We start from the raw sequence: 18,987 nt of genomic DNA, 5'->3' as shown, positions 1-18,987 counted from the left end.
GAGAGCTACTCCGAGAGCTGGAACTCCACCATCGCGGCGACGGTGTCCACCGCTTCACCGAGTGCCTCCACCCGGGCCGCCTCCGACGGCGCGGCCAGCAGCGAGTAGCGGTCGGCCTGTCCCATCGGTAACCGAGTGGCCAAGGCGTACAAGCGGTTACCCGGGTCCAACCGAGCGGACTCCACGATCTCGCGGCTTCGCAGCGGGGTACCGCGCGCCTCGCCGATCCGGTCCAGCAACGCCACCATCCGGTCTTCGACCTCCCCGATGCGAGCGGGGTCGGCAGGCTGGTCCGGGTCGTCGGGCCAGGGCTCGATCTCGGCGCGCGGGTACGGATCGTCGTCGAGCCACCGCTGCACCCGGATCCGTTCGCCCATCATGCACAACAGCCGGTACTTGCCGACGCCGAACTCCTGGCAGTCGATGATCTTGGCCCGCGCTCCGACGTCACAGCGCCGTTCACCGCCGCCCACCTCGCGTCGGGCCGAGATCAACACCACCCCGAAAGACGGCTCCGACATGGCCATACAGTCAGCCACCATCGCCACGTACCGCGGTTCGAAGATCCGTAGCGGCAGCTCCTGGCCGGGCAGCATCGCCACTTCGAGTGGAAACATCGGTGAGACCGTCATTCGGCCAGGATCGTCCTCGCCCTCGATTTGGTCAATGCGCGTTTGGTCAATGCACGCCCAGGCCTAAAGCTGCAGTTCGCCGATCAGCGCGTCGACGACTTCGCGGAGGTCGCCGTCGTTCTCCTCGGCCACTCGGCGCTGGCGTTGGTACGACGCGCCGCCGCGGTAGATGTCGGTGACCGCGGCCAACTCGTCGGCACACCGCAACGACTTGGCCACCGGCTCAAGACGATTCAACAACTCGTCGAGGTCCTCGGTGACCAGTCGCTCATTGCTGTCGGCGTCCAGGATGATCACCGCGTCGAGCCCGTACCGGGCCGCGCGCCACTTGTTTTCCTGGACATGCCACGGCGGCATGGTCGGCAGCTGCTCACCGGCGTCGAGCCTGCGGTCCAAGTCGACGATCAGGCAGTGCGTCAACGCCACCAGTGCGCCCAGCTCACGCAGGTTGGACACGCCGTCGAAGATCCGCACCTCGACCGTGCCGAGGTGCGGGGAAGGCCGGATGTCCCAACGGATCTCGTTGAGGTGGTCGATGATCCCGGTCTTCTTCTGATCGTGGACGAAGCCCTCGAACTCGCGCCAACTCTGGAACTGGAACGGCAGGCCGGCCGTCGGCAACTGCTGGAACATCATCGCCCGGTTACTGGCATATCCGGTGTCCTCACCGTCCCAGAACGGCGACGACGCCGACAGCGCCAGCAGATGCGGGTACTGGTTGAGCAGTGACGAGATGATCGGCATCACCTTGTGCGCCGAGGAGATCCCGACGTGCACGTGCACGTCCCAGATCAGCATCTGTCGCCCCCACCACTGGGTGCGTTTGATCAGCTCGGCGTAGCGCGGCGCGTCGGTCAGTTGTTGTGCCGACCATTTCGCGAACGGATGGGTCCCTGCGCAGAACAACTCCATGCCACGGTCGTGCACGATCTTGCGTACGGGGCCGAGGGTGCTGCGCAGGTCATCCATCGCCTCACCGGTGTTGTCGCAGATCCCGGTGACGATCTCGATGGTGTTGCGCAGCAGCTCCTTGTGCACGTGCGGGGTCTCGCCGACTTCGGCGATCACCTCGGCGGCGCCGTTGCTCAGATCACGAGTGTCGGCGTCGACGAGAGCGAACTCCCATTCGACGCCGACCGTCGGCCGGGGCGACCCGGCGAAATCGATCCGGCTGTCAGCCGGCGCCGATAACACCGCACGCCACCCGACTTCCGGCGTCGCCGGTAGCCAAGGTCGCCTGATCGGGCCCGGGTGCGCCGCCGACGACCTGCTGGTACTTCTCCGGCGGGATGTTGGCGAAGTTGTCGGCCTTCTCGTGGATGATGATCGCGGTCTTGGCGCCGCCGGTGAGATCCTCGGCGGTGAAGGCGTCGGTGGTGGTCACCAGCTTGCCCGAGCCGTCGGCACGGATCTGCAGCGAGCTCAGGTCACCGCTGGAGGGATGTCCGGTGTGCCCGGAGACCTGGAGATGGCCACCGGCCGAGTTGAAGTCGCCGGGCGCGCCACCGGTCGGGGCCACCGAGTTGGCTTCGCACTTGCCGACCGAGTGGATGTGCAGTCCGTGGAAGCCGGGGGCGAGCTTGCCCGGGGCGGTGGTCTCCACCGTCACGGTCGCGAAACCGTCGGCGAACTGGAAGTCAGCGGTGGCCACGGAGGTTCCGTCGGCGGTCTTGAGCTCGGCGGTGAGCGTCTCACCACCGGTGGTGGCCTGCGCACCGTGCCCGCTGCCGTGCTCACCGGGAGCGGCCGAGGGCGAGGGCGATCCGGTCCAGATCGCCGGCGTGGTGCCGGGGGCGTCGGAGGGCACCTGTCCAGGCGGGCTGCAGGCGCTCAGCGCGACGACAGGGGCGGCGAACAAGAAGGCAACACTGACGGGCTTCAGCATGGCCCAAAGCCTAGCCGGTGACCACCACGATCACTCCCGGTGGTTGCTCGATAAGTTCCGGGCGCCGGGGTTCGACGGGTGCATGCAGGACCTTGCCCACGTTTTCGGCGGCTTCCTTCTCGTCCGGCGTGTCACCGAAGAACACCGTGGTGCCCGCGACGCCTTCCATCACCAGGTTGCCGGTCTCGGTCACGTTCCAGTGCGCCTCACGCAACTGGTTGGCCGCGGTCTCGGCGGCACCCGCGACATCAGAAATGTTGTAGACCCGCACGTCGGCCTTGATCTCGGGGGCCGGTGCGGCCTTGGTCGACGTCTTCGCGGCAGTGGTCGTCGCGCTCGTCGTCGCCACGGACGACTGGTCCGCCGAGTCGTCATCGGAGCCGAGCGCCTGGAAGCCGACCAGCAGGAACACCACCCCGAGGAACAACAGCACCATCACCATGGCGCGCAGGGGTAGCCCGGAGGAGTCTCGCTGATTCATCGCCACCACTGTATCGAGCGAACCGCCCGATGCCGCACTCCACCCATTTGTCCTCCTCGCGTGTGGAGCGACCCCTAGGTAGTGATATCGAAGCCGAGCCGCCGCGCAGCCCGTGCCTTTTGACGGCTCGCCCGCAACCGACGCAACCGCTTGACCAGCATCGGGTCGGCAGCCAGCGCCTCAGGGCGGTCCACGAGCGCATTGAGCACCTGGTAGTACCGGGTTGCCGACATCGAGAACAGCTCTTTGATCGCGTCTTCCTTGCTGCCCGCGTACTTCCACCATTGACGTTCGAACGCCAAGATGTCGTGCTCGCGACGGGTTAGCCCATCGGTCAGATCAGAGTCATCCCCGGATTGCTCAGTCCGCGCGATAGCGCCGTCCATATTGCTCCTTGGACCCTTCCGACACTCGAAAAATTACATCGCTGTGGTTCGTCGATTATTCAACCACGGCTTGCTGGGTCTGGCTGACACATAAACCCGCGAGTCGGACCAGTTCCATTGCCACCTTAAGCTTCCCCCATGGCCGTAGTACCGATCTGCATCGTCGGGGATCCCGTTCTGCACACGCCGACCGAGCCGGTGCCGGTCGGCCCGGACGGTTCGCTTCCCGCAGACCTCCCTGAACTCATCCAGAACATGTTCGACACCATGGACGCCGCCAACGGAGTTGGCTTGGCCGCCAATCAGATCGGTGTGGCCAAGCGGTTGTTCGTCTATGACTGCGCCGCCACCCGCGGGCACACGACCCGCCGCCGCGGCGTGGTCATCAACCCGGTGCTCGAGACCTCCGAAGTGCCCGAGACGATGCCGGACCCCGACGAGGACGAGGAAGGCTGCCTGTCCGTTCCGGGCGAGAATTTCCCGACCGGCCGGGCCGACTGGGCGCGGGTCACCGGGCTGGACGCCGACGGGTCACCGGTCACCCTGGAGGGCACCGACCTGTTTGCCCGCATGCTGCAGCACGAGACCGGTCACCTCGACGGATTCCTCTACATCGACCGCCTCGTGGGCCGCTATGCCCGCGCGGCGAAGAAGACCGTCAAGCGCAACGGCTGGGGTGTGCCCGGCCTGTCCTGGATGCCCGGCGAGGTCCCCGACCCGTTCGGCCACTGATGCCCGACCTGCCGGCACTCGGGTCCCGGGTCAGCCTGCGTTACCGGTTGCCGGCCGGGGCGGCCAAGCCGCTCACCGATGTCATCGGTTACGTCGAACGTGTTGCGCCGACAGTGCAGATCCGCACCAAGGACGGCGAACTCGTCGAGATCGCGCCGGACGACGTCGTGAGCGTGCGCGAGTTGTCGCACACCCCGGTGCGGGCCTCGCAGATCCGTGCGCTCGAACATGCCGCAGCACTGGCCTGGCCCGGCGCCGAACAGCAATGGCTGGGGGGTTGGCTGCTGCGCGCCGGACACGGTGTCACGAGCCGCGCCAATTCGGCGATTCCGTTGGGCGTGTCGGCGCAGATCGCCGATCTGGACGCGGTGCGCGGCTGGTACCGCGAACGTGACCTGCCGGCCTGGCTGGCCCTGCCCGAACGACTGCTGCCGGTGCGCAACCCGGGCATCAAGCCGACGCGGGTGATGGTGCGCGAGCTGCCCACTCCCCCGTCGGCTGTCACGCCGGCGCAACCCTCGGCCTCGAGCGTCACGCTGGAGCAGCAACCGGACGCACAGTGGCTGCGGATCTACGACCGCGAGGTTCCCCTCGACGTGTTGACGGCCGTGGTCGATGGGCAGTTGACCTTCGCGACCGCGGCCGGCTGCGCCGTCGGCCGTGGCGCCGTCACACAATCGGCCGACGGCACATCCTGGCTGGGCATCTCCTCGGTCCGGGTCTCGCCTGAGCATCGCCGTCAAGGCCACGCCCGGGCGCTGTGCGAAGCGCTGCTGGTCTGGGGCACGCAGGTCGGCGCGACCCGGGCCTACGTACAGGTCGAGGTCGACAACCACGAGGCCATCGCGTTGTACACGTCGCTCGGTTTCCGGTTGCACCACCAAACCCGTTATGTGGCGGCCGACGACCTGCTCGCCTGAGGCCGGCACGTACCCTCTAACCCCATGCGCCTGGCCACCTGGAACGTCAATTCGATCCGAACTCGAGTGGACCGCGTGGTCGACTGGCTCGAACGCGCCGACGTCGACGTCCTGGCCATGCAGGAAACCAAGTGCACCGACGCGCAGTTCCCGATGATGCCGTTCGCCGCGCTGGGCTACGAGGTGGCCCACATCGGGCTCAACCAGTGGAACGGCGTCGCCATCGCCTCACGGGTCGGCCTCGACGACATCGAGATCGGGTTTCCGGGGCAACCGACCTGGAGCAGCAAACCCGAAGAAGAGGCCACCGCCGAGGCCCGCGCGCTCGGTGCCACGTGCGGCGGGGTGCGGGTGTGGAGCCTGTATGTGCCCAACGGTCGCACCCTGGCCGACCCGCACTACACCTACAAGCTGGGTTGGCTTGCCGCCCTTCGTGATACCGCCGCCGGATGGCTCAAGGACGACCCGGAGCAGCCCATCGCCTTGGTCGGCGACTGGAACATCGCGCCCACCGACGAGGACGTCTGGGACATGGCCGCATTCAAGGGCAGCACCCATGTGTCCAAGCCGGAGCGGGCTGCCTTCCAGGCCATGCACGACGCCCAATTCACCGATGTGGTGCGCCCTTTCACCCCCGGCCCAGGGATCTACACCTACTGGGACTACACGCAGCTGGCATTTCAGAAGCGCCGCGGCATGCGCATCGACTTCATCCTCGGCTCCCCTGGCCTCGCCTCCCGGGTGACGCACGCCGAGATCGTCAAGGACGAACGGCGCCCCAAGAAAGGCACCACCGCCCCCAGCGACCACGCCCCCGTCGTGGTGGAGTTGAGCTGACGCTTGACGGCGACGCCTACTCCGATGCCGACGCCGCGATGATCTCCACGGCCTCTGCCACGCTGTCGGTGCAATGGAGCAGCGCCAGGTCAGGTTCGGAGATCTTCCCTTCGCGCAGAACCGTATTGCGGATCCAGTCGATCAGACCCGACCAGTAATCGACGCCCAGCAAGATGATCGGAAACTTCGTGACCTTGTGCGTCTGGACGAGGGTGAGCGCCTCGAACAGCTCGTCGAGGGTGCCGAACCCGCCGGGCAGACAGACGAATGCCTGCGCGTATTTGACGAACATCGTCTTGCGCACGAAGAAGTAGCGGAAGTTGATGCCGAGATCGACCCAATGGTTGAGGCGCTGCTCGAAGGGCAGCTCGATGCCGAGACCCACCGAGTAGCCGCCGGACTCACTTGCCCCGCGGTTGGCGGCCTCCATCGATCCCGGGCCGCCGCCGGTGATCACCGCATAGCCGGCCCGCACCAGCGCGATGCCCAATTCCTCACCCAACCGATACTCAGGCGAATGCGGAGCCGTCCGAGCCGAGCCGAAAACCGTGACCGCCCTGGGCATTTCAGCCAAGGCATCGAAACCGTCGACGAATTCACCCTGGATGCGCAGCACCCGCCAGGGATCGGTGTGCACCCAGTCGGTAGGGCCGCGGCGGTCCAACAGACGCTGATCGGCGGTCGTGTCGGCGCACCGTTCTCGACGCAGTTGTACCGGGCCGCGAATCTGAAACGGGCCGTCCTCGTTCTCGGTCATGCGCGCTTGACGCCCACGGTGATCACGTCGGAGATCGGCGTCCACACCGGCCGGCGCACCCGGTGCTGCTCGACGACGGTCAATCCGGCCGCCTCGAACAGCGCACGCATCTCCTTCTCAGTGGGGCTGTGCGCGGGTGCACCGAGGTCGGCCGAGAGCGCGTGCAGCGGCAGGAAGGTGCGGCGCGGGCTCATCGTCGTCACCGCCACCATTCCCCCGGGCGCCAGCACCCGGTAGAACTCGGCGAGCGCGGCGGGCTGGTCGAAGAAGTGAAATGCCGACGTGGTCACCACGGCGTCCAGGAAACCGTCTTGGAAAGGCAGTTCCTCGGCAGGGGCCGATTTCCACCGCACATCGCCAGAACGCTTGCGGGCCTGGGCCAACATGCCATCGGACATGTCCAGGCCGTAGACCTCATCGGGTTGCAGTTCCCGCTGGATCCGGTCAGCCAGGATGCCGGTGCCGCAGGCGACGTCGGCGATCGAACCGGCACCGCGCTCCTGAACTTGGGCGATCACCTCATCCTGGGCTGGCCGGTACACCCACCGCTGAAGGCAACCCTGGTCATAGGCCGGTGCGGCGAAACTCCAGAAACTCGTGATGGCGTCGTTGAATCCGCGACGCTGTGTGGTGGTCACCAACCCGAGTGTAGGTCGGCCGCTCAAGCCTGATTGTCGGCTCCCGCCTCTCAGGCCTCGTTGTCAGCTCCCGCCTCCGTCCCATACCGGCCCGCACTGAACATCGACGCCACCGCCCCGATCACCATCATCACGGCGGCGGCGGTGAACACCACCGTCAGTCCGGAATGAAACGGCTCGGTGATCAACTGCGGGAAGAACGTCTGCCCGGTGATCACGTCGGCGTTGACGCCCGGTTGATGTAACGCGTCGTAGGGCGCGAGTAACTCTGCCATCGGGTTGTAGCCCAGGAAGGCCGCAAACAGGCTGCCGACCGGGGGCAGGTTCGCCACGTCGTGCGCCACCGATGCCGAAACACCTTGCTGCGTCAGGCCACTGGTCAGTGCGGCGGGCAACGTGTTGGCCAGCCCGACGATCATCAGCGAGAAGAAGATACCGATCGACAGTGAGTTGCCGGCGTTGAAAAACGTGGACCGCACCCCGGAGGCCGCACCACGCTGACCGGCCGGGACGCTCGACATGATGGCTGCGGTGTTGGGGGCGGTGAAGATGCCGCCACCCAGGCCGTTGAGGAACACCAGGATCGCGAACACCCAGTAGTCGAAGTTGACCGGGATGAGCAGGAGCGCCACGAACGTGGTCGCCATCAGCAGCATGCCGCCGACCGTCAGCGGCCGCGCGCCGATGCGGTCGGACAGTGATCCGGCGATCGGTGCGGCGACCAGGAACCCGACGGTGACCGGCAGCAGATAGATGCCGGCCCACAGCGGGGTGGACTCGAAACTATAGCCGTGCAGCGGCAGCCAGATGCCCTGCAGCCAGATGATGAGCATGAACTGCAACCCGCCGCGGCCCACCGAGGACATCAGCCCGGCCAGGTTGCCCATGCCGAAAGCCGCCGATTTGAACAACCGGATGTCGACCATGGGCGACGACACCTTGAGTTCGACGACGCAGAACGCCACGAGCAGCAGCAGCCCGACGGCGATGGAGCCCAGCACCCATGGGCTGGTCCACCCGGTCGTCGAGTCACCGTAGGGCTGGATGCCGTAGGTGATGCCGATCAGCAATACCGTCAGGCCCAGGCCGAAGGTCAGCGTGCCGGCCCAGTCGAGGCGCCCGGCGGTGCGGACTCCGAGCTCCTTGAGGGAGCGGTAACTCCAGATGGTGCCGACGACACCGATCGGCACACCCACCCAGAAGACGGCTTTCCAGTGCCATTCGGACAAGAAGCCGCCGATCAGCAACCCGAGAAACGACCCGGCCACGGCGGCCACCATGTTGGTGCCCAGCGCCATCCCGCGCTGGTTGGCCGGGAAGGCATCGGTGAGGATCGCCGAGGACGACGCCATCAGCATGGCGCCACCGACACCCTGGATGACGCGCCAGCCGATCAGCCAGACGGCGCCACCACCGAGTTGGAACGGGTCGAACGACAGCGCGATCGCCGCCACGGTGAAGACCACGAAGCCCAGGTTGTAGATGCGCACCCGGCCGTACATGTCGCCGAGACGTCCGAACGGCACGACGAGCACCGCGGTCACCACCAGGTAGCCCATCAGCATCCACAGCAGGTAGCTGACGTTGCCGGGAGCCAGCGGATTCAGGCCGATACCACGGAAGATCGCGGGCAGCGAGATCAGCACGATCGAGGCGTTGATCGAGGCCAGCAAGATGCCCAACGTGGTGTTGGACAGCACCACCCATTTGTAGAAGGGATGGTCGTGGTCCATCCGTTTGCGGCGGTCGGCGGTCACCGCTTCCGCGGTGTCGGCGTCTCCGGCCGTTTTCGTCATCTCAGTCGTCATTCCGTCTTCGCTCTAGTCGCTATCGAGGGGCGCTGAGGCCCAACATGTTCAAAACACATATATTAGCTATGCAAATCAAGCCGCGGCAACCCGAAGAATCGGAGGGCCAGGCAGTCGTCACAGCGCCTGGCTCTCCACATCGCAGCCGGACACCGTTTCCTGTCAATTGACTGACTCCCGGTACCCCTCCGGCCACGTCTGCGCTAGGTTGGGGCCTGCAAACCACACGCGGGAGTGCGCACGAGCGCACTGAGAGGACGGGTACGCCCGTCGACCGTACGAACCTGACCGGGTAATGCCGGCGTAGGGAGATGAAATGAGTAGTTCTGTTCTCGACCCATCAGTGACGACCGGCCCGATCACGGGAAGCACCAAGGTCTATCGCGAGATCAACCATGACGGCGCCACCATGCGGGTGCCGTTTCGCCGGGTGAATCTCACCAATGGTGAACACCTGGACCTGTACGACACCTCAGGCCCGTACACCGCAGACAACGCGGCGATCGACCTGAACACAGGTCTGCCGCCGCGGCCCGCAGTGGTCAAAGACCGGGGCACGCAACTGCAACGCGCCCGCGCCGGTGAGATCACCGCCGAGATGGCGTATATCGCTGAGCGCGAAGGCGTTTCCGCCGAACTGGTGCGTCAAGAAGTCGCAGCCGGCCGGGCCGTCATTCCGGCCAACCACAACCACCCCGAGAGCGAGCCGATGATCATCGGCAAGGCGTTCTCAGTGAAAGTCAATGCCAATATCGGCAATTCGGCGGTCACCAGCTCGATCGGTGAAGAGGTCGACAAGATGGTGTGGGCCACCCGATGGGGTGCCGACACCATCATGGATCTGTCCACCGGCAAGGACATCCACCAGACGCGCGAGTGGATCCTGCGCAATTCCCCGGTCCCGGTCGGCACCGTCCCGATCTACCAGGCACTGGAGAAGGTCAACGGGGACCCCACCAAGCTGACGTGGGAAATGTACCGCGACACCGTGATCGAGCAATGCGAGCAGGGCGTCGACTACATGACCGTGCACGCCGGGGTGCTGCTGCGGTACATCCCGCTGACCGTCAACCGGGTCACCGGCATCGTGAGCCGCGGCGGGTCGATCATGGCCGCCTGGTGTCTGGCACACCACACCGAGTCGTTCCTGTACACCCACTTCGAGGAACTCTGCGAGATCCTGGCTCGCTACGACGTGACGTTCTCGCTGGGCGACGGGCTGCGGCCGGGGTCGATCGCCGACGCCAACGACGAGGCCCAGTTCGCCGAGCTGCGCACGCTGGGTGAGCTGACCAAGATCGCGAAATCCCATGGCGTGCAGGTGATGATCGAAGGCCCGGGCCACGTCCCGATGCACAAGATCGTCGAGAACGTCAAGCTCGAAGAGGAACTCTGCGAAGAGGCGCCGTTCTACACGCTGGGCCCGCTGGCCACCGACATCGCCCCGGCGTACGACCACATCACCAGCGCGATCGGCGCGGCCATCATCGCCCAGGCCGGCACCGCGATGCTGTGCTACGTCACCCCCAAGGAACACCTGGGCCTGCCGGACCGCAAGGACGTCAAGGACGGGGTGATCGCCTACAAGATCGCCGCGCACGCCGCCGACCTGGCCAAGGGGCATCCCCGCGCACAGCAGCGCGATGACGCGCTCTCCCGGGCCCGCTTCGAGTTCCGCTGGCACGATCAGTTCGCGCTCTCGCTCGATCCCGACACCGCGCGCGATTTCCACGACGAGACGTTGCCCGCTGAACCGGCCAAGACCGCGCATTTCTGCTCGATGTGTGGGCCGAAGTTCTGCTCGATGCGGATCTCGCAGGATATTCGGGACGCCTATCCCGGCGGTGTCCCCGATGAGATCGCCGCGGGCATGGCCGCCAAGTCCCAGGAGTTCGCCGACCACGGCAACCGCGTCTACCTACCATTGGCGACGTGAACTTCTTGCCGTTGGCACCCGCCGGTGACGCACCGCGACGGGTGATGACCATCGCCGGGTCCGACTCCGGCGGTGGCGCCGGAATCCAGGCCGACATGCGGACCTTTGCCATGCTCGGCCTGCACGGCTGTGTCGCGGTCACCGCCGTGACCGTGCAGAACTCGGTGGGCGTCAAAGGTTTTCACGAGATCCCGCCCGACATCGTCTCTGATCAGATCCGGGCCGTCGTCACCGATATCGGCATCGAGGCCGCCAAGACCGGGATGCTGGCCTCCGCGGAGATCATCACCGCGATCGCCCAAACCTGGCGGGCCGAAGGCCTGGCGTCCACCGTGCCGCTCGTCGTCGACCCGGTGTGCGCATCGATGCACGGCGATCCGCTGCTGCATCACAGCGCGCTGGACGCCTTGCGCACCGAGCTGTTCCCGCTGGCCACCTTGGTCACGCCGAACCTCGACGAGGTGCGGCTCCTGGTGGATATCGATGTCGTCGACTCCGCCTCCCAGCGCGATGCGGCACGCGCGCTGCACGCGTTGGGTCCGCGGTGGGCACTGGTCAAGGGCGGGCACCTGCGCTCGTCGCCGGCCAGTCCCGATCTGCTGTTCGACGGCAGCGAATTTCACGAGTTCCAGGCTCCCCGGGTCGACACCGGCCACGATCACGGCGCCGGCGACACCCTCGCGGCGGCGACGGCATGTGCCCTGGCCCATGGTTATTCAGTTCCCGAGGCGGTGGAGTTCGGCAAAGCCTGGGTGACGGAGTGCATCCGGGCGGCATATCCGCTGGGGCACGGCCACGGCCCGGTGAACGCCCTGTTCCGGTTGCAGTCATGAACCTCGACGCGATCGCGGGTATCGCTCACGAACCCGATGGCCGGGCTCAGGGCGTCGTCGTCCTGACCCACGGCGCCGGCGGCAACCGGGACTCTCCGATGTTGGTCAAGCTCTGCGACGAGTGGGCATCCCGGGGCTGGCTGGCGATCCGCTACAACCTGCCGTACCGCCGGCGCAGGCCGAAGGGGCCACCGTCCGGCTCGGCCGCCGGTGACCAGGACGGCATCGCGGAGGCGGTTGCCCTGGCCCGCACACTCAGCGACGGCCCGGTGATCGCGGGCGGGCATTCCTACGGCGGTCGCATGACGTCGATGGTGGCCAGTGACAACAACGAGCCGGGGCCGGCCATTGATGTCTTGACGCTGTTCTCCTACCCGCTGCACCCGCCGGGCAAGCCCGAGCGCGCCCGCACCGAACATCTGCCCCGCATCACGATGCCCACGGTGTTCACTCACGGCACGTCCGACCCGTTCGGCACAGTCGAAGAGATCACCGCCGCAGCGGCATTGGTGAGCGCGCCGACCGAGATTGTCATCATCGACGGCGCCCGTCACGACCTCGGGTCCAAGCGGGTGAATGTGCCGGCCCTCGCGGTGGACGCCGCCTTGCGGGCACTCGATATCGTCGAACCATGACCTACCCACCCGGTCACGGTTACCCGCCGCCTCCACCGCAACCGTATTCGCAGAATTCCGGGGTGCCCTTCGCGTACTCGCCGCCATCGAAGAACTCCTCGACACTCAAATGGGTGTTGTTGGCGGTCGTGGTGGTGGTGATCGCCCTGGTGGTCGCGGCCGGTGCGGTGTTCTATCTCTCCCGCGATCGCGGCGCCACCGAGGCCAGCCAGATCAAAGCGGGCGACTGCCTGTCCGAGATTCCCGACAGCAGCCGCGTGCTGTACGTCAAGACGGTGAGTTGCGATCAGCCGCACAAGGGTGAGGTGTTCGCGGTGCTGCCGCTGCCCGACGGGGAGTTTCCCGGCGACACCGCGGTGATCAAATACACCGACAAATGCGCCCCGGCGTTGGACCAGTACGCCCCGAATGTCACCGCCGATTCGGCGATCCAGCTGTTCGTGCTGTATCCGACCGCCGACTCCTGGCAACGCGGAGACCGCACCGTCACGTGCATCGCTACCAGCAAGAATCCCCGCACCGGCAAAATAGAGTAACGCGCTACTCTAGGCCGCCCGGTTCCGGCGAACCGACACTCGACGCATGGTCGAGATCCAGCTTGCCCCCTCAACGTCTCCCTCGGCACTACCGCTGGCACCACGCAATCCGCTGCCCTACTGGCAGCAGCTGAAGTCCCTACGAGACTTTGCCGTCGGCCAGCAGCGACTGCACGAGGCCGGTGGCCCGCTGACCCGCACCGTGCTGGGTCCGCGGTGGCTGATCCCCCAGCTCCTCCTGGTCGCCACACCGCAGGGCGCGCACGACGTGCTCAGCCGGCGCGACGGCGTCGTCGACCGCGGAGGTGTCACCACCATGGTGCAGTTGCGGCAGCTGATGGGCGGCAACCTGCTCGACCTGCCGCATGACCGCTGGCTGCCCCGTCGTCGCACATTGCAGCCGATGTTCACCAAGCAGCACGTCCCTCGGTACGCCGGACACATGGCGACCGCAGCGCAGTCGCTGACCGATGGATGGGCGCACGGTCAGCGCATCGACCTCGACAATGCCTGTCGTGTCCTGACTTTGCGCGCGCTGGGTCGCTCGGTGCTGGGGCTGGATCTGGACGAGCGGGCCGACGAGATCGGGCCGGCGTTGCGCACTGCGTTGTCGTGGGTGGCCGACCGTTCGGTGCGACCGGTCAACCTTCCGCAGTGGTTCCCGACGGCGGGCCAGCGCCGCGCCCGGACGGCCAATGCACGACTTCACGAGTTGGCTGCCGAGATTCTCGCCGCGGTGCGCGCCGAACCCGACCGTGATGCCCCGTTGGTGCATGCGCTCGTCGAGGCTCGCGACCCCGATACCGGTCGCCATCTCACCGACGACGAAATATGCCATGAATTGGTGCTTTTCATGCTGGCCGGGCACGACACCACGTCGACGACGCTGTGTTATTCGTTGTGGACGCTGGGCCGGCATCCCGACATCCAGGCCCGGGTTCACGATGAGGTCAACGCACTCGGCGAGCGCATGCTCACTCCTGAGGACGTGCCGCGCCTCGATTACACCGTGCGGGTGCTGCATGAGGCACTGCGTCTGTGCCCACCGGCGGCGGGCATGATTCGAGTGCTCAACGAAGAGATCACCGTCGACGGCTACCGCGCCGAGGCCGGATCGATGGCGAGCGTCGACATCTATGCCCTGCACCGGGATCCGGCGCTGTGGGACGATCCGCTGACCTTCGACCCGGACCGGTTCACCCCGGAGCGTTCGGTCGGCCGAAACCGTTGGCAATACCTGCCTTTCGGCGGCGGGCCACGGTCCTGCGTCGGCGATCACTTCGCCATGTTGGAGGCCACCCTGGCGCTGGCGACGATCATCCGCGAGGTCTCGATCACCTCGCTGCACGACGACTTCCCGCTCGCAAGCCCGTTCACCGTCGTCGCCGATGGGCCGATTCCGGCCCGCATCACAAGAAGGAGTACGCCATGAAATTCATCGTGCACTGGACCCAGTCGCAGACGAACTACCGGGATGCGGTCGAGAAGTTCAAGAAGACCGGCGGCCAAATTCCGGAAGGGTCGACCATGCTCGGCCGTTGGTGGGGCATGAACGGCCAGGGTTTCGCCATCGTGGAGACCGACGACGCCAAGACCATGTTCGAGTCGGTCGCGGAGTGGGGCGAATTCCTCACCTTCGACATCACCCCCTGCGTGGAGGACGCCGAGGCCGGCGAGGTGCTCGCGAAGCTGTTCTGACGGCACAGTGCCACCATTGCGCCCGCGGCGCTGGCTGAACCCCCGCTGACGGGTCAGGCGCCCGCGCTCAACACGGGTCTGCCATCGAATCCGACCAGGCCCTCGACGGCGTGTGCGACCCGGAAGGCCATCGCTTCGTCGTGGGGGTGGCTGACCACCTGCACGCCCGTCGGCGCGTTCTCGTCGGACAGACCGCTGGGCACCGACAGCACCGCGCAGTGGTTGGCCACATTGAACGGACTGGTGAGGTGTCCTTCCCAATAGTGCTCGCGATGCCCGACCGGCGTGTCGATCCCATCGAGGTACTCGCCGTCGGCCTGTAGCGAGGTCACGGCCGAGGTCGGGCACAGCAGCACGTCGACGCCCCCGCATGGCGGTCGCCAGGTCGGCGCGGAGCCGGGCGTCCATGGCCAGCGAATCCACCAGCGAATAGCGCTGCGCCGCAACGGCCGCGTCGTGGATGAACTGCCCATCATGCCGACTCCGCAGGCCGTCAGCACTCCCCTCGACAAAGTACCCGGTACCTGCGGTACTGTTTGCGGCATGGGCCCGGGACATTTCGAGGCGATCATCGTCGGCGCCGGCTTTGCCGGCATCGGCGCGGCCATCCAGCTCAAGCGACTGGGCATCGAGGATTTCGTGATCCTCGAACGCGAGGACGATCTCGGCGGCACCTGGTACGTCAACCACTACCCCGGCCTGGCCGTCGACGTGCCGACCACCACGTACTCCTACTTCTTCGAGCCGAATCCCAATTGGTCGCGGTTGTTCTCCACCGGTACCGAGATCAAGCGATACGCCGATGACGTCGCCGACAAGTACGACGTGCGCCGGCACATCCGGTTCGACACCACGGTGGAGGGCGCCCGCTGGGACGAGGAAGCGTCGCTCTGGCGCGTCGCGGTGGCCGATGGTGAGGTGCTCAGCGCCCGGTTCCTGTTCACCGCCACCGGGTTTTTGTCCCAGCCACGCACACCGGACATCCCCGGGATCAACGATTTCGGCGGCACCGTCATCCACACCACGCAGTGGGATGACAGCTACCGTCCCGACGGCCGGCGGATCGCGGTCATCGGCACGGGCGCCACCGCTGTCCAGCTGATACCAGAGTTGGCCAAGACAGCCGCAGACCTGACCATCTACCAGCGCACCCCGATCTGGGTGGTGCCCAAGATCGACCTGAAGTTCTCCGCCCGGGCCAAGTCGTTGTTCGCCCGGGTGCCGTTGACCCAACGCGCGGTGCGAGCGGTCACCGACAGCATCTACGCGTTCATGGTCGACACCGCGGTGCTCAAGCACCGGTACTTCCGGCGGTTCAACATCGCGGCGGCCGATCTGGCCAAGCTGCATCGGTTCGCCTTGATCCGTGACCCCGAACTGCGCCGCAAGTTGACCCCGGATTACGACTTCGGTTGCAAGCGCCCGACATTCTCCAACAGCTACTACCGCACGTTCACCAAACCTCACGTGCATCTGCAGGCCGACGGAATCGAACGCATCGAGCCGGGAGGCATCGTCAACGCCGACGGCACCACGACGAAGATCGACACCCTGGTGCTGGCCACCGGGTTCGATCTGTGGGAGGCCAACTTCCCGGCGATCGAGGTGATCGGGCGTGACGGCCGCAACCTCGGAAAGTGGTGGCGCGAAACGCGATTCCAGGCATACCAAGGTGTCTCGATGCCGTATTTCCCGAACTTCCTGAGCCTGGCCAGCCCGTACGCGTTCCTGGGGTTGAACTTCTTCAACACCATGGAGTACCAGATGCATCTGATGACCCGGTTGTTCAGCGAGGTCAAGCGCCGCAGCGCGACGACGTTCGAGGTCACCGAGCAGGCCAACGCCCGATACCTGGACCGGATGACCGAGGCGCTCGGCGATTCGTTGTTCACCCTCGGCAACTGCGCATCGGCGCGGTCGTACTATTTCAATCCGGCCGGTGAAGCCACGCTGCTCCGGCCGATGACGACCCGCCGGGCCGTCGCAGAAGCCTCACGTTTTCCGTTGAGCGACTACACATTTGCCTGATCAGAGAGGATCACAGATGGCAGAGGGCAACAACTCCACGCTGGTCAAGCTCGTCGGCCTCGGCATTACCGGCGCGGGTGCAGCGCACTTCATCAAGCCGCAGCTGTTCGAGTCGATCACCAAGCCGGCGTTCCCCAAGGACACGCAGAAGCACATTTACACCAACGGCAGCATCGAGACTGCGATCGGCCTGGGCCTGCTGGTACCCAAGACCCGCAAGCTGGCCGCCATCGGCTCGCTGGGTTACCTGGCTTACCTGGCCGGCAACGCCGTCCGTAATCGGTAACGACCGAGCAGCGTGAGATCGATCATCGTCGAGACGATGGCGCGGGCCGGCTCGGAGTTCTGATAATTCATGAGCCGGCCCAAGTCGATCACCAAAGCCATCGCCGCATGAACGGCGAAGCGCGCCTGCCCCGCACTCCACCGCGGCCGCACCGGCGTGACCACCTCGACCCAGGATTCCACGGCCGCACGCTGCAGATCGCGCAGGATCTTCTGGTCGGCGGGGGTCATGTTCAGACGTTCGGTGTAGTAGACGTAGTCGAGTTCGGGGTGGTCGAACGACCGGGCCACGTAGTCGTCGATCAGGGCTCCCAGCGCCTGCTCGGGATCCTGCGTCGCGCCGAGCACCTCGGCCATGTCCGCCGACAGCCGGTCGGCGGCACGGCGGAACCCGGCGGCCAGGATGTCGGATTTGCCGGAGAAGTACCGGTAGATGCCCGACGCGGGCATGCCGACCGCGGCGGCGATGTCCTCCATCGTGGTGTCGCGGTAGCCGTTCAGGTTGAACAGCCGCATCGATTCGGTGAGCAGCGCCTCGTATTTGGTGGTGGTCACCGGGGGCTGCGGTGGCTCCACCGGATCGCTCGCCGTGGGGAACTCGGGCAGTTCGGCAGACAGCACGGTGTCGCAGATGTCGGCCAGCAGCGCCCGCACCTGACCGGCGGGCAGCTTGGAACGATGGTCGACGACGCTGCCGATCACGCCGAGGACCGCGGTCGACATCGTCCAGCGTTCGCGCGAACTCAGCTCGGGCCGCAATTGTGTCAGCGGGCGATGAATCCGGCGGTGCACCGTGCGCACCTGGGCATCCAGGGTGCTCTGGTCGTCGCCGCGCAGATAGCGCGCCTCCCAGCGGTACAGGCCGCCGGATTCCCGGTTGGCCAGAGCCGTGTCGCTGAGCGCCGCGACGAGCCGGCGCAACTGCTCCTGCGGATCCTCCTCGGCCTCGTCGGCGAATGCCGTCCCGTCCACAAGTTGCTGGCTGAGGTTGAGTACCGCGTCGCGAAACAATTCGTACTTGCTGGAATAGTGCCGGTACAACGCAGCCGCCGAAATCCCGACCCGCGACGCGATGGCTTCCATGCTCACCCCGTGGTATCCGAGGGCGCTGAAGGACTCCGCCGAGGCCCGCGCTATCTGGGCCTTTCGATCTTTCGGTCGTCGTCGCACACCATTGGCACCACTGTCGATCGACCGGGGCGAGGTGCGCGCCATTCCGTCACCCTAACCGACCGAACAGCCGGGTCAAAATGGTAGTGCCAGTGAGAATCGTCATTAACATAGATGGCGTCGATGCTGGATGGGGGTCCCGTGCTTGCCAGGTTGCGAAGGTTGCTGGCCTACCGCGTCGCCCTCGGCGAACTGATCGTCGTCGCGGTGGTGCTGGGGGTGCCGTACTTGTTGATCGGCACCGTCTGGTCCGGCACCCACACCGACCACCTGCAGTCGATGGGCGGTCTGGATGCGGTGGTGTCGTTCCTCGGATCGATCGTCTCGTGGCCCGTTTTGCTGTTCACCGACGTGTGCATGACCTGAAGGGGGATGGGTGAGTTATCGCGCTGTCTACATCGGACTGGCCGGCGCCGTGGTGCTTGCCATCGGCTTGTACCTGATGAGCATGCCGGTATATCTGGATGACTTCGATCAGTACGGCATGCAGATCCCCTGCGGGTCCGGATTCTCGGCTCATCTGGTGCAGGCCACCGCAGCCGGTCAGGAATACGTCGACAAGTGCGGGTCGGCCCTGATGGTGCGCCGGTTGTGGACCATCCCGGTCGTCGCACTCGGAGCACTGGCATTGATCGCCGTGCTGTTCCGCGCCGCCACGTCCTCGGCCCACGACACCCTGCTCCCCAAGCGCGATACACACTGACTTGAGCCACCAAGTTGCCTCATGTCAAGATGCGCGCGAAGGGCGGTTCGTTGCCTCACGTGAACGTGCGCGCTTGGTGACTGGAGT

The 18,987-nt window shown here is 66.1% G+C and carries 23 protein-coding genes and 1 riboswitch; of the genes, 13 read left to right on the top strand and 10 right to left on the bottom strand.

Annotated elements, in window-relative coordinates; translation table 11 throughout:
• Positions 1-5: 5 nt before the first annotated feature.
• The 5 genes from A5733_RS07335 to A5733_RS07315 form a co-directional block, all read right to left on the bottom strand.
• A complete protein-coding gene (locus A5733_RS07335; RefSeq protein WP_076239653.1) occupies positions 6-632 on the bottom strand; it encodes an LON peptidase substrate-binding domain-containing protein in 627 nt (208 codons plus the stop codon).
• A gap of 63 nt (positions 633-695) precedes the next feature.
• Complete coding sequence (locus A5733_RS07330) at positions 696-1,826, bottom strand: glutamate--cysteine ligase (RefSeq protein ID WP_076239652.1); 1,131 nt, start codon at positions 1,824-1,826, stop codon at positions 696-698.
• Positions 1,807-2,517, bottom strand: coding sequence for a superoxide dismutase family protein (locus A5733_RS07325; protein WP_067769436.1), 711 nt, complete (start codon positions 2,515-2,517; stop codon positions 1,807-1,809). The genes A5733_RS07330 and A5733_RS07325 overlap by 20 nt, the downstream gene beginning before the upstream one ends.
• Before the next feature lie 10 nt (positions 2,518-2,527).
• Positions 2,528-2,998: a LytR C-terminal domain-containing protein gene (locus A5733_RS07320; protein ID WP_197508265.1), complete on the bottom strand. Its 471-nt coding sequence runs from the start codon at positions 2,996-2,998 to the stop codon at positions 2,528-2,530.
• Between the two features lie 74 nt (positions 2,999-3,072).
• On the bottom strand, positions 3,073-3,384 hold the full coding sequence (locus A5733_RS07315; protein WP_067769440.1) for a DUF3263 domain-containing protein: 312 nt from the start codon (positions 3,382-3,384) through the stop codon (positions 3,073-3,075).
• Between the two features lie 138 nt (positions 3,385-3,522).
• On the opposite strand from A5733_RS07315, the gene A5733_RS07310 reads away from it, so the two are divergent.
• Genes A5733_RS07310 through A5733_RS07300 form a run of 3 tightly spaced genes read left to right on the top strand, consistent with a single transcriptional unit; the run spans position 3,523 to position 5,873 of the window.
• Entirely contained in the window at positions 3,523-4,116 is a 594-nt protein-coding gene (locus A5733_RS07310) for a peptide deformylase (protein ID WP_067769442.1), read from the top strand.
• Positions 4,116-5,036, top strand: a complete 921-nt coding sequence (locus A5733_RS07305) for a GNAT family N-acetyltransferase (protein ID WP_076239651.1) — start codon at positions 4,116-4,118, stop codon at positions 5,034-5,036. Before A5733_RS07310 ends, A5733_RS07305 begins: the two co-directional genes overlap by 1 nt.
• A gap of 24 nt (positions 5,037-5,060) precedes the next feature.
• Positions 5,061-5,873, top strand: a complete 813-nt coding sequence (locus A5733_RS07300; protein WP_076239650.1) for an exodeoxyribonuclease III — start codon at positions 5,061-5,063, stop codon at positions 5,871-5,873.
• Positions 5,874-5,889: 16 nt separating this feature from the next.
• Here A5733_RS07300 and A5733_RS07295 read toward each other — a convergent pair whose 3' ends face one another.
• From A5733_RS07295 to A5733_RS07285, 3 genes are read right to left on the bottom strand one after another with little or no spacing between them, the layout of a single operon-like run.
• Positions 5,890-6,630 carry a TIGR00730 family Rossman fold protein gene (locus A5733_RS07295; RefSeq protein ID WP_067769448.1) on the bottom strand — a complete coding sequence of 247 codons (741 nt, stop codon included), beginning with the start codon at positions 6,628-6,630 and terminating at the stop codon, positions 5,890-5,892.
• Positions 6,627-7,268: a class I SAM-dependent methyltransferase gene (locus A5733_RS07290; protein ID WP_076239663.1), complete on the bottom strand. Its 642-nt coding sequence runs from the start codon at positions 7,266-7,268 to the stop codon at positions 6,627-6,629. Before A5733_RS07290 ends, A5733_RS07295 begins: the two co-directional genes overlap by 4 nt.
• 50 nt (positions 7,269-7,318) lie before the next feature.
• Positions 7,319-9,076 carry an MFS transporter gene (locus tag A5733_RS07285; RefSeq protein ID WP_198938748.1) on the bottom strand — a complete coding sequence of 586 codons (1,758 nt, stop codon included), beginning with the start codon at positions 9,074-9,076 and terminating at the stop codon, positions 7,319-7,321.
• A 218-nt stretch (positions 9,077-9,294) separates the two neighbouring features.
• Positions 9,295-9,404, top strand: a riboswitch (TPP riboswitch).
• On the opposite strand from A5733_RS07285, the gene thiC reads away from it, so the two are divergent.
• The 6 genes from thiC to A5733_RS07255 all read left to right on the top strand — a co-directional run bounded on the left by thiC (position 9,393) and on the right by A5733_RS07255 (position 14,714).
• Entirely contained in the window at positions 9,393-11,012 is a 1,620-nt protein-coding gene (gene thiC / locus A5733_RS07280; protein WP_076239649.1) for a phosphomethylpyrimidine synthase ThiC, read from the top strand. (Overlaps the previous riboswitch by 12 nt.)
• Positions 11,009-11,845 (top strand): bifunctional hydroxymethylpyrimidine kinase/phosphomethylpyrimidine kinase, encoded by an 837-nt coding sequence (thiD, locus tag A5733_RS07275; RefSeq protein WP_369806691.1) that lies wholly within the window; start codon positions 11,009-11,011, stop codon positions 11,843-11,845. The genes thiC and thiD overlap by 4 nt, the downstream gene beginning before the upstream one ends.
• Positions 11,842-12,480 carry an alpha/beta family hydrolase gene (locus A5733_RS07270; RefSeq protein ID WP_076239648.1) on the top strand — a complete coding sequence of 213 codons (639 nt, stop codon included), beginning with the start codon at positions 11,842-11,844 and terminating at the stop codon, positions 12,478-12,480. The genes thiD and A5733_RS07270 overlap by 4 nt, the downstream gene beginning before the upstream one ends.
• Positions 12,477-13,016, top strand: coding sequence for a septum formation family protein (locus A5733_RS07265; protein WP_076239647.1), 540 nt, complete (start codon positions 12,477-12,479; stop codon positions 13,014-13,016). Before A5733_RS07270 ends, A5733_RS07265 begins: the two co-directional genes overlap by 4 nt.
• Positions 13,017-13,062: 46 nt before the next feature.
• Positions 13,063-14,448 (top strand): cytochrome P450, encoded by a 1,386-nt coding sequence (locus A5733_RS07260; RefSeq protein WP_076239646.1) that lies wholly within the window; start codon positions 13,063-13,065, stop codon positions 14,446-14,448.
• Positions 14,445-14,714 carry a DUF3303 domain-containing protein gene (locus A5733_RS07255; protein WP_067769461.1) on the top strand — a complete coding sequence of 90 codons (270 nt, stop codon included), beginning with the start codon at positions 14,445-14,447 and terminating at the stop codon, positions 14,712-14,714. Before A5733_RS07260 ends, A5733_RS07255 begins: the two co-directional genes overlap by 4 nt.
• Positions 14,715-14,767: 53 nt before the next feature.
• Here A5733_RS07255 and A5733_RS07250 read toward each other — a convergent pair whose 3' ends face one another.
• On the bottom strand, positions 14,768-15,190 hold the full coding sequence (locus A5733_RS07250) for an amidase family protein (protein WP_233152643.1): 423 nt from the start codon (positions 15,188-15,190) through the stop codon (positions 14,768-14,770).
• Positions 15,191-15,257: 67 nt separating this feature from the next.
• Between A5733_RS07250 and A5733_RS07245 the strand changes: the two genes are divergently transcribed.
• Together A5733_RS07245 and A5733_RS07240 are read left to right on the top strand one after the other, a co-directional pair.
• Positions 15,258-16,742 carry an NAD(P)/FAD-dependent oxidoreductase gene (locus A5733_RS07245; RefSeq protein ID WP_076239645.1) on the top strand — a complete coding sequence of 495 codons (1,485 nt, stop codon included), beginning with the start codon at positions 15,258-15,260 and terminating at the stop codon, positions 16,740-16,742.
• A 16-nt stretch (positions 16,743-16,758) separates the two neighbouring features.
• A complete protein-coding gene (locus tag A5733_RS07240) occupies positions 16,759-17,028 on the top strand; it encodes a hypothetical protein (RefSeq protein WP_076239644.1) in 270 nt (89 codons plus the stop codon).
• Here A5733_RS07240 and A5733_RS07235 read toward each other — a convergent pair.
• Positions 16,995-18,242, bottom strand: a complete 1,248-nt coding sequence (locus A5733_RS07235) for a TetR/AcrR family transcriptional regulator (protein WP_067769469.1) — start codon at positions 18,240-18,242, stop codon at positions 16,995-16,997. The genes A5733_RS07240 and A5733_RS07235 overlap by 34 nt on opposite strands.
• Before the next feature lie 96 nt (positions 18,243-18,338).
• Here A5733_RS07235 and A5733_RS07230 point away from each other — a divergent pair, with 96 nt between their 5' ends.
• Both A5733_RS07230 and A5733_RS07225 read left to right on the top strand, forming a co-directional pair.
• Positions 18,339-18,563 (top strand): hypothetical protein, encoded by a 225-nt coding sequence (locus A5733_RS07230; protein ID WP_142253852.1) that lies wholly within the window; start codon positions 18,339-18,341, stop codon positions 18,561-18,563.
• Between the two features lie 10 nt (positions 18,564-18,573).
• The gene (locus tag A5733_RS07225) at positions 18,574-18,900 is read left to right on the top strand and encodes a hypothetical protein (RefSeq protein WP_067769471.1); all 327 of its coding nucleotides are present in this window, start codon (positions 18,574-18,576) and stop codon (positions 18,898-18,900) included.
• Positions 18,901-18,987 lie beyond the last annotated feature (87 nt).

The sequence above is a fragment of the Mycobacterium sp. NS-7484 genome, from assembly GCF_001953975.1.
In the GTDB taxonomy this organism is placed as follows: Bacteria; Actinomycetota; Actinomycetes; order Mycobacteriales; family Mycobacteriaceae; genus Mycobacterium.
The sequence above is the reverse complement of the archived record's forward strand: the minus strand, read 5'-3'. Positions and strand labels throughout refer to the sequence as shown.

What these genes read in the sequence shown, in the direction of transcription:
- A5733_RS07320 (WP_197508265.1), bottom strand. Translation starts at nt 2,998, where the DNA reads ATGAATCAGCGAGACTCCTCCGGGCTACCCCTGCGCGCCATGGTGATG.
- A5733_RS07240 (WP_076239644.1), top strand. Translation starts at nt 16,759, where the DNA reads ATGGCAGAGGGCAACAACTCCACGCTGGTCAAGCTCGTCGGCCTCGGC.
- A5733_RS07235 (WP_067769469.1), bottom strand. Translation starts at nt 18,242, where the DNA reads ATGGCGCGCACCTCGCCCCGGTCGATCGACAGTGGTGCCAATGGTGTG.
- A5733_RS07335 (WP_076239653.1), bottom strand. Translation starts at nt 632, where the DNA reads ATGACGGTCTCACCGATGTTTCCACTCGAAGTGGCGATGCTGCCCGGC.
- A5733_RS07255 (WP_067769461.1), top strand. Translation starts at nt 14,445, where the DNA reads ATGAAATTCATCGTGCACTGGACCCAGTCGCAGACGAACTACCGGGAT.
- A5733_RS07285 (WP_198938748.1), bottom strand. Translation starts at nt 9,076, where the DNA reads ATGACGACTGAGATGACGAAAACGGCCGGAGACGCCGACACCGCGGAA.
- A5733_RS07315 (WP_067769440.1), bottom strand. Translation starts at nt 3,384, where the DNA reads ATGGACGGCGCTATCGCGCGGACTGAGCAATCCGGGGATGACTCTGAT.
- A5733_RS07260 (WP_076239646.1), top strand. Translation starts at nt 13,063, where the DNA reads ATGGTCGAGATCCAGCTTGCCCCCTCAACGTCTCCCTCGGCACTACCG.
- A5733_RS07325 (WP_067769436.1), bottom strand. Translation starts at nt 2,517, where the DNA reads ATGCTGAAGCCCGTCAGTGTTGCCTTCTTGTTCGCCGCCCCTGTCGTC.
- A5733_RS07305 (WP_076239651.1), top strand. Translation starts at nt 4,116, where the DNA reads ATGCCCGACCTGCCGGCACTCGGGTCCCGGGTCAGCCTGCGTTACCGG.
- A5733_RS07270 (WP_076239648.1), top strand. Translation starts at nt 11,842, where the DNA reads ATGAACCTCGACGCGATCGCGGGTATCGCTCACGAACCCGATGGCCGG.
- A5733_RS07310 (WP_067769442.1), top strand. Translation starts at nt 3,523, where the DNA reads ATGGCCGTAGTACCGATCTGCATCGTCGGGGATCCCGTTCTGCACACG.
- A5733_RS07250 (WP_233152643.1), bottom strand. Translation starts at nt 15,190, where the DNA reads ATGATGGGCAGTTCATCCACGACGCGGCCGTTGCGGCGCAGCGCTATT.
- thiC (WP_076239649.1), top strand. Translation starts at nt 9,393, where the DNA reads ATGAGTAGTTCTGTTCTCGACCCATCAGTGACGACCGGCCCGATCACG.
- A5733_RS07295 (WP_067769448.1), bottom strand. Translation starts at nt 6,630, where the DNA reads ATGACCGAGAACGAGGACGGCCCGTTTCAGATTCGCGGCCCGGTACAA.
- A5733_RS07300 (WP_076239650.1), top strand. Translation starts at nt 5,061, where the DNA reads ATGCGCCTGGCCACCTGGAACGTCAATTCGATCCGAACTCGAGTGGAC.
- A5733_RS07245 (WP_076239645.1), top strand. Translation starts at nt 15,258, where the DNA reads ATGGGCCCGGGACATTTCGAGGCGATCATCGTCGGCGCCGGCTTTGCC.
- A5733_RS07265 (WP_076239647.1), top strand. Translation starts at nt 12,477, where the DNA reads ATGACCTACCCACCCGGTCACGGTTACCCGCCGCCTCCACCGCAACCG.